We start from the raw sequence: 13,720 nt of genomic DNA, 5'->3' as shown, positions 1-13,720 counted from the left end.
GTAAGTTTGTACACACAAATGTCAACATCACGACTGCAAAGCCGTCAGTATCTCCGCAGCCGCCATGGCTGCGATGACGGCGGGGCGCTTGTCGTGGACGGCGTTCCCGCCAATGGGGGTGGTCAGCTGCGCGAAACGGCGTTCATCGCCGCCATTCTTCAGATACCAGCTCCGGAAGGTCGCGCGTTTGGTTCTGGAGCCGATCATGCCGACATAGGCCGCGTCATCGCGCGCCAGCGCCTCGGCAACCAGCAGGAAATCGAGCGCATGATCATGGGTCAGGACCACGAAGGCCGTCCCGGCGGAGGCTGAACGCACCGCCTCTTCCGGCAGGGCCGTAAGGCGCGTCTCCACATCATCCGGAAAATCCTCCAGCGCTTCCTCACGGGTCTCGACCACCAGCACCCGCACGGGCAGCGGGGTCAGCGCTGCCGCCAGCGCATGGCCGACATGGCCGCCGCCAAACAGGATCACCTGCGGGAAGGCGTTCGCCTCATCGCCGACGCGCTTCACCAGCGCCCTGCGCTCCGCCTCATCGAGAAGGCGAATGTCGAGCGCCACCCGGCCGCCGCAGCACTGGCCGATTTCCGGTCCCAGCGGAATGTCGAGAGCACCATTTGCAAGATTGTCCGAGATGAGTTCGCGCGCCCTGGCAATCGCCATGAATTCAAGCTGGCCGCCACCGATGGTTCCAAAAATCGCCTCGGGCGATACCAGCATCCACGCGCCCTCTTCGCGCGGGGTGGAGCCTTTCGCCTCGCGCACCTCGACGAGAGCGGCGGACGGCGCGGCATCCAGAAATATCTGAAGGTTTTCAGCTGGATGGCTCATTGCCGCCCCCATGCATGACGGTGAGAAGACGCGAACCAGAGACCAGTGCGAAGAAGCAGAAGCATGTCAGAACGATAACGGCAGGAAGACTTAATGTCTTTCAAGGCTTTGCGAGAAAGTAGCCCGTGCAAATCAGGCTGATCCGAAGGACGCTCGATAGACCGGCGACCTGCTGCGTAAACCCCCTTGACCGGGAGGGAAACCCCGCTCTGCGGGCTTTTCCTGGCATCTCTTGGTCTATCGAACGCCATTGCGGCCATATTAATGGGTCCTGACCCTAGCGCGCGCCTTCAGCCTTCATGCGTTCCACCGCCATCAGCACACGCTCCGGCGTGGCCGGCGCATCGAGACGCGGGCAGACCGTGTGACCGGCAACGCTCGCCACTGCATCGGACAGCGCGTGAAGCACGCACATGGCCAGCATGAAGGGCGGCTCGCCCACGGCCTTGGAACGGTGCACCGTCGGCTCGGCGTTTTCCGCCCAGTCGGCAAGCGCCACGTTGAACACTTTTGGCCGGTCGGACGCGAGCGGGATCTTGTAGGTGGAAGGCGCATGCGTCCGAAGCCGCCCCTTGCCATCCCAGACCAGCTCTTCCGTCGTCAGCCAGCCCATGCCCTGAATGAAGCCGCCCTCGATCTGGCCAATGTCGATGGCGCGGTTCAGCGAGCGGCCCGTCTCGTGCAGAATATCAACGCGCTCGACCATGTATTCGCCGGTCAGCGTGTCCACGGAGACCTCGGCGCAGGCTGCGCCATAGGCGAAGTAGTAGAACGGCCGCCCCTGCCCCTTGTCGCGATCCCAGTGGATCTTCGGCGTCTTGTAGAAACCGGCTGCGGAAAGCTGGATGCGAGCCATATAGGCCTCGCCGATCAGCTCGACGAAGGGAATTTCACGGTTGCCGATGCGCACCCGGCCCGGGAGGAACACCACCTGATCCTTCGGCACGTCATGCGCCTCGGCGGCGAAGGCGATCAGCCGGTTCTTGATCTGGCGCGCCGCATCCTGCGCGGCCATGCCGTTCAGATCCGTGCCGGAGGAAGCCGCCGTTGCGGAGGTGTTGGGCACCTTGCCCGTGGTCGTGGCGGTGATCTTCACCTGATCGATGTCGATCTGGAATTCCTCGGCAACGATCTGCGCCACCTTGGTGTGCAGCCCCTGCCCCATTTCGGTGCCGCCATGGTTCAGATGCACGGAGCCATCCGTGTAGACATGCACCAGCGCGCCGGCCTGATTGAAATGCGTGGCCGTGAAGGAGATGCCGAACTTGACCGGCGTCAGCGCCAGACCACGCTTGATGACCGGGCTTTTTGCGTTGAAGGCCGCGATTTCACGCCGCCGCGCGGCATAATCGGCACTTTCCTCCAGTTCGGCGATGACCCGTTCTGCAACATTGTCCTCCACCGTCTGGTGATAGGGCGTGACGTTGCGGTCGACCGTGCCGTAGAGGTTTTTCTTGCGGATTTCGAGCGGGTCCCTGCCCAGCGCGAAGGCCACCTCATCGATGATGCGCTCTGCGCCAACCATGCCCTGCGGCCCACCGAAACCGCGAAACGCGGTGTTGGAAACGGTGTTCGTGTAGAGCGGGCGCGAGACGGCCCGCGCAGCCGGGTAGAAATAGGTGTTGTCGCAGTGAAACAGCGCCCGGTCTGTCACCGGACCGGAGAGATCGGCCGCATAGCCGCAGCGCGCGGCATAGGTGAAATCGACGCCGAGAATACCGCCCTCATCATCGAAACCGACCGTGTAATCGATCAGGAAGTCGTGACGCTTGCCGGTCGCGGTCATGTCGTCATCCCGGTCGGGACGCAGCTTGACCGGCCGGTTCAGCTTCTTGGCGGCAATGGCCGCAATGGTGGCGAACAGATTGGCCTGTGTTTCCTTGCCGCCGAAGCCGCCGCCCATGCGCCGCACCTCGATGGTGACGGCGTGGGAGGGAACGCCCAGCGCATGCGCCACCATGTGCTGCACCTCGCTTGGGTGCTGGGTGGAGGAAAACACGGTCACATCGCCGTCTTCGCCCGGAAGCGCGAAAGCGATCTGGCCTTCAAGATAGAAATGGTCCTGCCCGCCAACCCGCATCTGACCGCGGATCGTGTGCGGCGCAGCGGCAATCGCCGCAGCGCTGTCACCGCGCTCGAGCTTCAGCGGTGCGGTAACGAGCTTCGCGTCATCCGCGGCATCGGCGACATCGATCAGTGCGGGTTCTTCCGCATAGTCGATCTTCGCCAGACGGCAGGCGCGCCGCGCCGCTTCGCGCGTTTCGGCAATGACCGCGAAAACCGGCTGGCCGAAAAACTGCACACGCCCGTCTGCCAGAATGGGCTCGTCATGCAGCCCGGTCGGGCTCATATCGTTGTCGCCGGGCACATCGTTCGCCGTCAAAACGGCGACAACGCCGGGCGCTGCCCGCACATCGGAAAGGTCAAAGCCGGTGATCGCGCCATGCGCCACCTCGGAAAGACCGAGACAGGCATGCAGCGTGCCGGCGGGTTCGGCCATGTCATCGATATAGATGGCCTCGCCGCTCACATGTTTGCGGGCGGAATCGTGCTTCTCGTCGCTGGCGACACCGCCATCGATCTTCGCCTTGCCCTGCGTGCGTGGTTCATGCCGCGTCATGGTCAGGCCGCCTCATGTCTGGAGAGGTCCACCGCGCCAGCGCCGGTGCTTTCAAGGAAATAGCGGCGCAGCAGGTTCTTCGCCGCCATCATGCGATAGTCGGCGGATGCGCGCATATCGGAGATCGGCTGGAAGTCCCCGTCATAGGCCGAAAGTGCTGCCTCGACGGTTTCCTGCGTCCATGCCTTGCCGGTCAGCGCCGCCTCGACGGATTTTGCGCGTTTCGGCGTCGCGGCCATGCCGCCATAGGCGATGCGGGCGGCTTCGACCCGGCCATCGGCGATCCGCAGATCGAACGCGCCGAGAACCGCCGTGATGTCTTCATCCCGACGCTTGGAGATTTTCCAGACCGCGAAACGGGAGGCCGCATCGGGCACCGGAACATGCACCGCCTCGACGAACTCGCCGGGCGCGCGATCCTGCTTGCCATAGTCGATGAAGAAATCTTCCAGCGGAATGGTGCGGCGCGCGCTGCCCCTGCGCAGTGTGAGCGTCGCGCCAAGCGCGATCAGTGGCGGCGGCGTGTCGCCGATGGGCGAACCATTGGCGATGTTGCCGCCAATCGTGCCCATATTGCGCACCTGCTCGCCGCCAATGCGGTCGATCAGTGCACCGAGTTGGGGAATGCGTTTCGCCAGAAGTTCAAATGCCCCGGTGTAGCTCACGCCTGCGCCAATGCTGATGACGCCGTCCTGCTCACCGATCTCCTGCAGGCCATCGAGCCCGCCGATGAAGACCACCGGCGCGATGTCGCGCATGAATTTGGTGACCCATAAGCCCACATCCGTTGCACCGGCGACGATTGTGGCCTCGGGCTCGGCTTCAAGGATCGCGGCAAAATCATCGACATCCGCCGGGATGAGCAGACGCTCGCGGCCCGAGCCGATCTCCACCCGCGCGCCATCCTTCATGCCTTGCAATGCGGCGATGACCGCAGCGCGCTCCGTCGCCAGCGGATCAGACGCGGCATTGCCATAGTCGGAGACCGCGCGCGCAGCCCGCACGATGGGTTCATAGCCGGTGCAGCGACACAGATTGCCCTGCAATGCCTTCTCAATGGCCCTGTCGGAAGGCTGCGGTTCGCGCATCCAGAGCGCGTAAAGCGACATGACGAAGCCCGGCGTGCAGAAGCCGCATTGCGAGCCGTGATAATCGACCATCGCCTGCTGAACCGGATGCAGGCTGCCATCGGCACGCTTCAAATGCTCCACCGTCACCACGTGACAGGCATCCAGCGATCCCAGGAAGCGGATGCAGGCATTGACGCTCTCATAGGAAAGCGCGCCATTGCGCAACCGACCGACGAGCACGGTGCACGCGCCGCAATCGCCTTCCGCGCAGCCTTCCTTGGTGCCGGTCAGGCGCTGCCGCAGGCGCAGATAGTCAAGCAGGGTTTCGTCCGGGCGGACATTGCCCAGCGCCACCGGCGCGCCGTTCAAAAGAAAACGGATTTCACCGCGCGCGCCCATCAGCTCCCCCTGTAGGTGGAATAGCCATAGGGCGAGATGAGGAGCGGCACGTGATAATGCGTGTTTTCAGCCATGCCGAAGCGGATCGGCACCTGATCGAGAAAGGCCGGAGCCGGCAGATCAACGCCCTGCGCACGCAGATAGGCGCCGGCTTCAAACACCAGTTCATAGAAGCCGGTGCGAAACGCATCGCCAGCAAGCAGCGGCGCATCGCAGCGGCCATCGCTGTTGGTCGTGACCGTCTTCACATGAGTGCGCGCATCCCCCTCCAGGCGATAGAGCGCAATCTCCAGTCCTCCGGCCGGTTTTCCGCTGGCCGTGTCCAGCACATGGGTCGTCAGACGGCCCTCACCCGCATTGCTCATGCGGCCTCCCTTTAAATTCACTAAAGCCACTTGCCCTATATATAGGGTTGATTGTGGGACAAATCCGCAGCGAGCATAAGAGCCCCGGCGAAGGATCGACAACTAAACTCTTTCAAATTTTTCGGGAAAGTTCACACCCCATTCCATCGATTATCCTTGCCAATAAAGAATATCGGAAAGTTTGCATGACCCGCTACCTCAGAAACATGACCGGCTACGGCCAGAACCCGCCGAATGCCGACTGGCCCGACGGCGCACGCGTAGCCGTGCAGTTCGTCGTCAACTACGAGGAAGGCGGCGAAAACTGTGTCCTGCACGGCGACGAGGCCTCCGAAGCCTTCCTGTCGGAAGTGGTGGGCGCAGCGCCCTGGCAGGGCATGCGCCACTGGAACATGGAATCCATTTATGAGTACGGCTCGCGCGCCGGGTTCTGGCGGCTCCACCGCATGTTCACGGCAGCCGGCGTGCCGGTCACCGTTTTCGGCGTCGCTTCAGCGCTTGCCCGCAGCCCCGACCAGCTTGCCGCCATGCAGGATGCCGGCTGGGAAATCGCGTCGCACGGCCTGAAATGGATCGACTACCGCGCCCATTCGGAAGAAAGCGAGCGCGCCGACCTTCTGGAAGCCATCCGGCTGCACACCGAAGTGGTGGGCGAACGCCCGCGCGGCCTGTATCTCGGACGCACCTCGGTCAATTCGGTCAAACTGGCCATCGAGGAAGGCGGGTTCGACTGGATTTCCGACACCTATGACGACGACCTGCCCTACTGGATCGACCATGACGGCCACGGGCACGGCACGCGCGCGCAACTGGTCATTCCCTACACGCTTGATGCAAACGACATGCGCTTTGCCACGGCGCAGGGCTTCAATTCCGGCGATCAGTTCTTCAGCTATCTGAAGGACGCTTTCGACACACTCTATACCGAGGGGGGCTCGGGGCGGCCGGCCATGATGAGCATCGGCCTTCATTGCCGTCTCATCGGCCGGCCGGGACGCGCTGCAGCCCTCCAGCGTTTCATCGATTATGTGAAGAGCCACGACCATGTGTGGCTTGCGACACGTGGCGAGATCGCCCGGCACTGGCGCGAAAAGCACCCCTATGAAGCCCCGGCCCTGCGCCCGAGCCGCATGAGCGAACCGGAGTTCATCGAACGGTTCGGCAGCATCTATGAGCATTCGCCATGGATCGCCGAACGCGCAGCAAAGCTGGAACTCGGCCCCGCACATGACACGGCCGGGGGCCTCGCCAATGCGCTCGCCCGCGCCTTCCGTTCGGCCAGCGAAGACGAACGCCTTGGCGTTCTGAAAGCCCACCCGGACCTTGCGGGCAAGCTGGCGGCAGCCAAAAGGCTGACCGAGGAATCGAGCAAAGAGCAGGCTTCGGCAGGGCTCGATGCGCTGACCGACAGCGAACGCGCACGCTTTACCGAACTCAACACCGCCTATACGCAAAAATTCGGGTTTCCCTTCATCATCGCCGTCAAGGACAACACCAGGGACAGCATTCTGAAGGCCTTCGAAGCCCGCTTGGAGAACAGCCGCGACGAGGAATTCGCCACCGCCTGCCGGCAGGTGGAGCGGATCGCCCGGCTGCGGCTCAACGACATCCTCCCCGTGTGAAATCAGGACGAGACCAGATGAACGCCCGCACCTATTACGCCCCGCATGGCGGGCATCCGCCGCAGACCCAGCTCCTGACCGATCGCGCGGTTCTGACGGACGCCTATGCGCTGATGCCGAAAGGCGTCATGCAGGACATCGTCACCAGCCTGCTTCCGTTCTGGGAGAAGACCCGCTGCTGGATCATTGCGCGTCCCCTTTCCGGCTTTGCCGAGACCTTTTCGCAATACATCATGGAAGTGGAGCCCGGCGGCGGCAGCGACCGGGCCGAACTCGATGAGACCGCGGAAGGCGTGCTTTTCATCGTCGAGGGCGAGCTGACCGTCGAGATCGCAGGCGAGACGCACAAGATGACGCCCGGCGGCTACGCCTATCTGCCGCCATCGAGCGGCTGGACAGCACACAATCGGGGCGACGCGCCCGCGCGCTTCCACTGGGTGCGCAAGGCCTATGAACCCGTTGCCGGCCTCGACACGCCCGATGCGCTGTTTCTGAACGAGGCCGATGTCGCGCCCTCTCCCATGCCGGGAACGGATGGCAAATGGGCAACGACGCGCTTTGTCGATCCGGCCGATCTGCGCCACGACATGCATGTGACCATCGTCACGCTGCAGCCCGGCGCGGTGATCCCCTTCGCCGAAACGCATGTCATGGAGCACGGTCTCTATGTGCTGGAAGGCAAGGCCGTCTACCGGCTCAACCAGGACTGGGTGGAGGTGGAAGCCGGTGACTTCATGTGGCTGCGCGCCTTCTGTCCGCAGGCCTGCTATGCGGGCGGGCCGGGCAATTTCCGCTACCTGCTCTACAAGGACGTCAACCGGCACGCCCGGCTGGGTGGCAGCTTCGCGCGATGAAGCGGATCGAAGCCGAGAAGCTCACACGCGCAGCCTTCGCGCCCTTCGGCGACGTGATCGAAACCGAAGGCGCGGAGAGCTTCCTCATCAATGCCGACAAGTGCCGCCGCTTTCACGATTTGGCGACGGTCGAAACGGCGGGTGAGAACGCCCGCGTTCTGATCAACATCTTTCGCGGCACGCCCTATGCGCTGCCGCTGCGGCTTTCCATGGTGGAGCGGCACCCGCTTGGAAGCCAGGCCTTCATGCCGCTTTCGCCAGCCCCCTTTCTGGTGATCGTGTGCCCGGATGAAGACGGGCGGCCCGGCTACCCCCGCGCCTTCATCACGCATCCCGGACAGGGCGTGAACTATGCGCGCGGCACCTGGCATGGCGTTTTGACGCCCATTGCCGCACCCCAGGATTTCGTGGTGGTCGACCGTGGCGGAGACGGCAACAATCTGGAAGAGTTCCACTTTCAGGAACTTTTTGAAATCACGGTGCCATCCCTCCCATGACCGCTCCCGACCTTCACCTCATCAACCGGCTGCTCGACGTGATCGAACAGGACATCCTGCCGAAGACCGCCGCGGGCGTCGCCCATGGCAACAAGCTCTTCGGCGCGGCCATCCTGAAGAAAAGCGACCTGTCGCTGGTGCTTGCCGAAACCAACAATGAGCTGGAAAACCCGCTCTGGCATGGTGAGGTTCATACGCTGAAGCGGTTCTACGAACTGCCGAAGGATGCGCGCCCGGACACGAAGGACTGCATTTTCCTGTCCACGCACGAGCCCTGCTCGCTGTGTCTTTCGGCGATCACCTGGACCGGCTTCGACAATTTCTACTATCTGTTCAGCCACGAAGATTCGCGCGACGCCTTCGCGATCCCGCACGATCTGAAGATTCTCAAGGAAGTCTTCACGCTGGAGCCCGGCGGCTACAATGCCGAAAACGCCTTCTGGAAAAGCTACGCCCTGCCCGCTCTGGCAACCGCACTGCCAGCGGCTGATGTGGAAGCCGTGAAAGCGCGGATTGCAAAGCTCGCCACAGCCTATGCCGCCCTTTCCGAACGCTATCAGGACAGCAAGGCAGAGAACGACATTCCGCTGAACTGACGGGGATGACCGGGGTGGAGGCACGCGCCAACGTCACCACCTGAGCCCGTCATGCCGCCCTCGCCCTTCGACAGGCTCAGGATGAGGGCTGTGTGGCGAGTTCGACGCGCGAGACGATGGGATGAACATTTCGAAGACCAAGACAATGCGGAAGCGCCGGTGATGTGGGAGAGGCGAACAAGCACATCACGGCATCGCAAAGCACTGCAACGCAACCCAAGGCGAGGCAACCCGAGGCGGGGCAACCCGAGGCGGGGCACCGCAACGCGAGACAAGACAACGCAAGGCAAGGCAAGACAAGCGCCTCACATCTCCCTGCTTTCACCTCATCCTGAGCCTGTCGAAGGGCGAGGTGAAGGCACGCGCCAACGTCACCGCCTGAGCCCGTCATGCCGCCCCCGCCCTTCGACAAGCTCAGTATGAGGGCTGTGTTGGCGCTACTGTGTTGTGAGGGCTCATGTTGTCACCCTGCGAGGATAAAGGCCCCCACCGCAATGAGCGCGCCCAATAACAAAAGGGCGGGTTACCCCGCCCCATCGCCGTCGTGATTAAACGCGTTCCATCGCCAGTGCGATGCCCTGGCCAACGCCGATGCACATGGTGGCGAGCGCGCGCTTGCCGCCGCCGGCCTGCAACTCAAGCGCAGCGGTGCCGGAGATGCGGGCGCCCGACATGCCGAGCGGATGGCCAAGCGCGATTGCGCCGCCATTCGGATTCACCTGCGGCGCATCCTCGGCAAGGCCCAGTTCGCGCAGCACGGCGATGCCCTGCGAGGCGAACGCCTCGTTGAGCTCAATGACATCGAAATCCGAAGGTTTCAGGCCAAGCCGCGCACAAAGGCGCTGCGTTGCCGGAGCCGGGCCGATGCCCATGATGCGCGGCGGAACGCCAGCCGTCGCGCCGCCGAGAATGCGGGCGATCGGCGTCAGGCCGTATTTCTTCGCCGCTGCTTCCGAAGCGATGATGAGCGCAGCCGCACCGTCATTGACGCCAGAGGCATTGCCGGCGGTCACGCTGCCGCCCTCGCGGAAAGGCGTCGGCAGCTTGCCGAGCTTTTCAACCGTGGTGCCCGGACGCGGATGCTCGTCCCTGTCGACCACCACCGGGTCGCCCTTGCGCTGGGGAATGGTGACGGGGATGATTTCCCTGGCGAGACGCCCGTTTTCCTGCGCGGCAACAGCCTTGTTCTGGCTGCGCACGGCAAAGGCGTCCTGATCGGCGCGGCTGACAGAGAAATCAGCCGCCACGTTCTCACCCGTCTCCGGCATGGAATCGACGCCATACTGCTTCTTGAGCAGCTTGTTGACGAAGCGCCAGCCAATGGTGGTGTCGTAGATTTCCGCATGACGCGAGAAGGCCGTTTCGGCCTTCGGCATGACGAAGGGCGCGCGGCTCATGGATTCCACGCCGCCGGCGATCATGATCTCCGCCTCACCCGCCTTGATGGCGCGCGCGGCAATGGTGATCGCATCCATGCCCGAACCGCACAGGCGGTTCACCGTGGAGCCCGGCACCTCGATGGGCAGGCCCGCAAGAAGCACGGCCATGCGCGCCACGTTGCGGTTGTCCTCACCGGCCTGGTTGGCGCAGCCATAGAACACATCGTCCAGCGCCGCCCAGTCGACCTTCGGGTTGCGCTCCATCAGCGCCTTGATCGGCAGGGCAGCCAGGTCGTCGGCGCGAACGGAGGAAAGCGCGCCGCCGAAACGGCCGATCGGCGTGCGGATGTAGTCGCAGATGAAAGCTTCAGCCATGAGTGAGGTCTCCTAACCATCAATGCCGGGCAGCGCCCAGCCGCCGCGTGCGCCACGCGACGGAAAGATCATGCGCCCTTATGGGCCGCTTCGGTGCGGGCTTTCAAGTCGCGCAATGTCGCAAGCTCGAGTTCGGTGGGCGGCGGCGTCTCTTCGACACCGTCAGCAAACGTCACGGTCCAGCCGCAGGTTTCCTGCACCTGATCGCGCGTAACGCCGGGATGCAGCGACACGACGGTGAACTCCTTCGTCACCGGATCCGGCTTCCAGATCGCAAGATCGGTGATGAGCAGCGTCGGCCCCTTGGTGTCGATGCCGAGCTTCTGGCGGTGGTCGCCGCCATCGCCATGTCCAAAGGAGGTGTAGAAATCGATCTTCTCCACCATGCCCCGCTTCGACTGGGCGAGCGTGATGTAGACTTCCTGCGAGGAGGTCGCGATTTCCGGAGCGCCACCGCCACCGGGAAGCCGCGTCTTCGGGCTGTCATAGTCACCGATGACGGTGGTGTTGATGTTGCCGTATTTGTCGATCTGGGCCGCGCCCAGAAAGCCGATGGTGATGCGCCCGCCCTGCAGCCAGTAGCGGAACATTTCCGGCACCGGCACCGTGGTCAGCGCGGTGTCGCACAGCTCGCCATCGCCAATCGAGAGCGGCAGAACGTCCGGCGCGGTGCCGATGGTGCCGGATTCGTAGATCAGCGTGATGTCGGGCGCATGCGTCAGACGCGCAATGTTGCACGCAGCCGAGGGCGCGCCGATGCCGACGAAACACACATCGTCGTTCTTCAGCGCGCGTGAGGCCGCAATCGTCATCATTTCATTGGGAGTGAATTCGGGCTTGCTCATCCTGCGTCCCTCAGCTTCTCGACGCGGCCTGCGAAATCCTCGGGCGTCGCATCAAGCACATTCTTCTGCATCCAGTCGCGGAACAGGTCGCGGTCTGCGGCGATCTTGTCCCATTTCAGATATTCGGCGTTGTCACGCGCGTAATAGCCATGCGTGTAGGAGGGGTGCGCGCCACCCGGCACCACGGCGATGTCGGTCACCGTCCAGTGGGGCAGAATGGTCAGATTGGGGTGCAGGTCGGAGAAATCGTCGACGACTTCTTCGACGGTCACGACAGCGCGTTTCGCTGCAAGCACCGCCTCTTTCTGAATGCCGACAATGCCCTCGACCAGAACATTGCCCTTCCGGTCCGCCTTCTGCGCATGAATGAAGACGACATCGGGCCGCAGTGCCGGCACGGCGGCCAGGCTCTCGCCCGTGAAGGGGCACTCGATGAACTTGATGTTCGGGTTCACACGGGCGAGCTCCGCGCCGCGATAGCCACGGAAAATCGCGCAGGGAAGCCCGGCCGCACCCGCCTCATAGGCATTGGCCATGGCGGCGTGGGAGTGTTCCTCGATCTCGAGCTTGTGCGGAAAGCCGTTTTCCACCGCATCGCGCAGGCGGCGCAGAAGCCCCACCCCCGGATTGCCGGCATAGGAAAAGACCAGTTTGCGGGCGAGGCCCATGCCGATCATCTGGTCGTAGACCACATCGGGGGTCATGCGGATCAGCGTGAGATCACGGAAACCCTGGCGGATCGCCTCATGGGCGGCGGCGGTGGGGATGAGATGGGTGAAGCCTTCAAAAGCGACGCTGTCGCCATTGTTCAGGTTCTCCGCAACCGCCTGGGGCAGCGGGACGAAACGCGCCATGGCACTCCTCGTAAGTTCGTATTGCGAACAAAAGTTTTATATGCGATACTTTCTAGATGGAGAATGAAACCGAGTCAAATGCCCCCGCCACAGCTGAAGCCCAGGCTTCGCGCGATCTCGTTGGATCGCTGCAGAAGGGGCTTGGCGTTCTGGAGATTCTGGCAAATGCGCCGGACGGCATGACGCTGACGGAAGTGGCGACGGAGGCGGGGCTGACACGCGCAGGCGCGCGGCGGCTGCTCCTCACACTGGTGGCGAGCGGCTATGCGCGCCAGACGGACCGGCGCTTCCTGCTTTCCGCGAAACTGCTGGGGCTCGCCCGGACATGGATGGGCGACGCCGCGCTTTGGCGCTATGCAGAGCCCGTCATGCGACGTGTGTCCGCAACGCTTGGCGAATCCTGCTCCGCAGCCGTTCTGGAGGGCGAGGATGTCGTCTATGTGGCCCGTGTGGCCGGCCGGCGCATCGTGTCCGTGAGGCTCAATGTCGGCACGCGGCTTCCGGCCTATTGCACGTCGATGGGTCGGGTTCTTCTGTCAGATCTGGAAGCGTCCGAACTCACCGGTTTTCTCGCGAAGGCGTCGATCAGCGCCAAGACCGAACGAACGGTGACGGACCGGGCCGAACTCGCCCAAACGGTGACCATGGCCGGCGCGCGCGGTTACGCCATCGTCGACCAGGAGCTGGAGCTCGGACTGCGCTCGATTGCCGTGCCGATACGCAACAGGGCGGGGCGCATCACCGCCGCCCTCAACGTCTCCACGCAGTCGGCGCGCTTCACCTGCGCCGAGATGGAGCAGTCCATCCTGCCCACCCTGCTGGCTGCCGCGCGCGAAATCGAAGACTTTCTCGCCCTGCAATAGGCGGCCGCCCTCAAGCGGTATGACACAGCGGTTCATGCGGCACTCCTTGGACGTTTGTCGTCATTGCCTGGAGATTGCTCGATGGTCTGGCGCATACGGCGCGCAAGGCGCGCTTCGAGCCGCGCCTCCAGCACACGCTCCAGCACGTCGCGCGCGCCGGCATGGCCATGCCCCTTTGACATGGTGAAAAGCGAATCCACGATGGACACCTCATCCTGCGGAGACAGGAGGGCATCGATTTGCGCATCAGTCTGCGCGTCCGAACGGGCGTTTTGAATCAGTCTTCTCATAATTTGGAATCTTGCGCGCCGAACCTGACGGCAAAGCGGCGGCTGGGTGAAATTTTGACGACAGTTTCTAGGGTCAGGATCCATTAATATGGCCGCAATGGTCGGCCTGATTTGTGCGGATACGCGAAGCAAGGCCGCAGGAAGACTTCACGTCTTTCAAGGACTTGCGACAAAGTAGCCCGTGCAAATCAGGCCGACCATTGCGGCCATATTAATGGATCCTGACCCTAGGCATAACAGCGCCGCGCAGAGACCTGCGC

General features: G+C 63.3%; 13 protein-coding genes. 5 read left to right on the top strand and 8 right to left on the bottom strand.

Features of this window, described 5'->3' with window-relative positions:
- Positions 1-27 precede the first annotated feature (27 nt).
- The 4 genes from xdhC to uraH all read right to left on the bottom strand — a co-directional run bounded on the left by xdhC (position 28) and on the right by uraH (position 5,285).
- Positions 28-831, bottom strand: a complete 804-nt coding sequence (gene xdhC, locus NDI72_RS04715) for a xanthine dehydrogenase accessory protein XdhC (RefSeq protein ID WP_283799821.1) — start codon at positions 829-831, stop codon at positions 28-30.
- Between the two features lie 277 nt (positions 832-1,108).
- A complete protein-coding gene (gene xdhB / locus NDI72_RS04710) occupies positions 1,109-3,451 on the bottom strand; it encodes a xanthine dehydrogenase molybdopterin binding subunit (RefSeq protein ID WP_283799820.1) in 2,343 nt (780 codons plus the stop codon).
- Between the two features lie 2 nt (positions 3,452-3,453).
- Positions 3,454-4,920 carry a xanthine dehydrogenase small subunit gene (gene xdhA, locus NDI72_RS04705; protein WP_283799819.1) on the bottom strand — a complete coding sequence of 489 codons (1,467 nt, stop codon included), beginning with the start codon at positions 4,918-4,920 and terminating at the stop codon, positions 3,454-3,456.
- The gene (uraH, locus tag NDI72_RS04700) at positions 4,920-5,285 is read right to left on the bottom strand and encodes a hydroxyisourate hydrolase (RefSeq protein ID WP_206547848.1); all 366 of its coding nucleotides are present in this window, start codon (positions 5,283-5,285) and stop codon (positions 4,920-4,922) included. Before uraH ends, xdhA begins: the two co-directional genes overlap by 1 nt.
- A 185-nt stretch (positions 5,286-5,470) precedes the next feature.
- Between uraH and puuE the strand changes: the two genes are divergently transcribed.
- Genes puuE through NDI72_RS04680 form a run of 4 tightly spaced genes read left to right on the top strand, consistent with a single transcriptional unit; the run spans position 5,471 to position 8,854 of the window.
- On the top strand, positions 5,471-6,907 hold the full coding sequence (puuE, locus tag NDI72_RS04695) for an allantoinase PuuE (protein WP_283799818.1): 1,437 nt from the start codon (positions 5,471-5,473) through the stop codon (positions 6,905-6,907).
- Positions 6,908-6,924: 17 nt separating this feature from the next.
- Positions 6,925-7,761 carry a bifunctional allantoicase/(S)-ureidoglycine aminohydrolase gene (locus NDI72_RS04690; RefSeq protein ID WP_283799817.1) on the top strand — a complete coding sequence of 279 codons (837 nt, stop codon included), beginning with the start codon at positions 6,925-6,927 and terminating at the stop codon, positions 7,759-7,761.
- Positions 7,758-8,258: an ureidoglycolate lyase gene (locus NDI72_RS04685; RefSeq protein ID WP_283799816.1), complete on the top strand. Its 501-nt coding sequence runs from the start codon at positions 7,758-7,760 to the stop codon at positions 8,256-8,258. The genes NDI72_RS04690 and NDI72_RS04685 overlap by 4 nt, the downstream gene beginning before the upstream one ends.
- Positions 8,255-8,854, top strand: coding sequence for a nucleoside deaminase (locus tag NDI72_RS04680; RefSeq protein WP_206547852.1), 600 nt, complete (start codon positions 8,255-8,257; stop codon positions 8,852-8,854). Before NDI72_RS04685 ends, NDI72_RS04680 begins: the two co-directional genes overlap by 4 nt.
- A gap of 548 nt (positions 8,855-9,402) precedes the next feature.
- Here the strand turns inward: NDI72_RS04680 and pcaF are convergent.
- The 3 genes from pcaF to NDI72_RS04665 form a co-directional block, all read right to left on the bottom strand.
- Entirely contained in the window at positions 9,403-10,608 is a 1,206-nt protein-coding gene (gene pcaF / locus NDI72_RS04675) for a 3-oxoadipyl-CoA thiolase (protein WP_283799815.1), read from the bottom strand.
- Positions 10,609-10,676: 68 nt separating this feature from the next.
- Positions 10,677-11,453 carry a CoA-transferase subunit beta gene (locus NDI72_RS04670; protein ID WP_113153008.1) on the bottom strand — a complete coding sequence of 259 codons (777 nt, stop codon included), beginning with the start codon at positions 11,451-11,453 and terminating at the stop codon, positions 10,677-10,679.
- Positions 11,450-12,307 (bottom strand): CoA transferase subunit A, encoded by an 858-nt coding sequence (locus NDI72_RS04665; protein WP_283799814.1) that lies wholly within the window; start codon positions 12,305-12,307, stop codon positions 11,450-11,452. The genes NDI72_RS04670 and NDI72_RS04665 overlap by 4 nt, the downstream gene beginning before the upstream one ends.
- Positions 12,308-12,363: 56 nt before the next feature.
- Between NDI72_RS04665 and NDI72_RS04660 the strand changes: the two genes are divergently transcribed.
- Positions 12,364-13,170 (top strand): IclR family transcriptional regulator domain-containing protein, encoded by an 807-nt coding sequence (locus NDI72_RS04660; protein WP_283799813.1) that lies wholly within the window; start codon positions 12,364-12,366, stop codon positions 13,168-13,170.
- 32 nt (positions 13,171-13,202) lie between these two features.
- Here the strand turns inward: NDI72_RS04660 and NDI72_RS04655 are convergent, their stop codons facing one another.
- Positions 13,203-13,460: a hypothetical protein gene (locus NDI72_RS04655; protein WP_113153011.1), complete on the bottom strand. Its 258-nt coding sequence runs from the start codon at positions 13,458-13,460 to the stop codon at positions 13,203-13,205.
- Positions 13,461-13,720 lie beyond the last annotated feature (260 nt).

Source organism: Nitratireductor sp. GZWM139, assembly GCF_030068685.1.
In the GTDB taxonomy this organism is placed as follows: Bacteria; Pseudomonadota; Alphaproteobacteria; order Rhizobiales; family Rhizobiaceae; genus Nitratireductor; species Nitratireductor aquimarinus.
The sequence above is the reverse complement of the archived record's forward strand: the minus strand, read 5'-3'. Positions and strand labels throughout refer to the sequence as shown.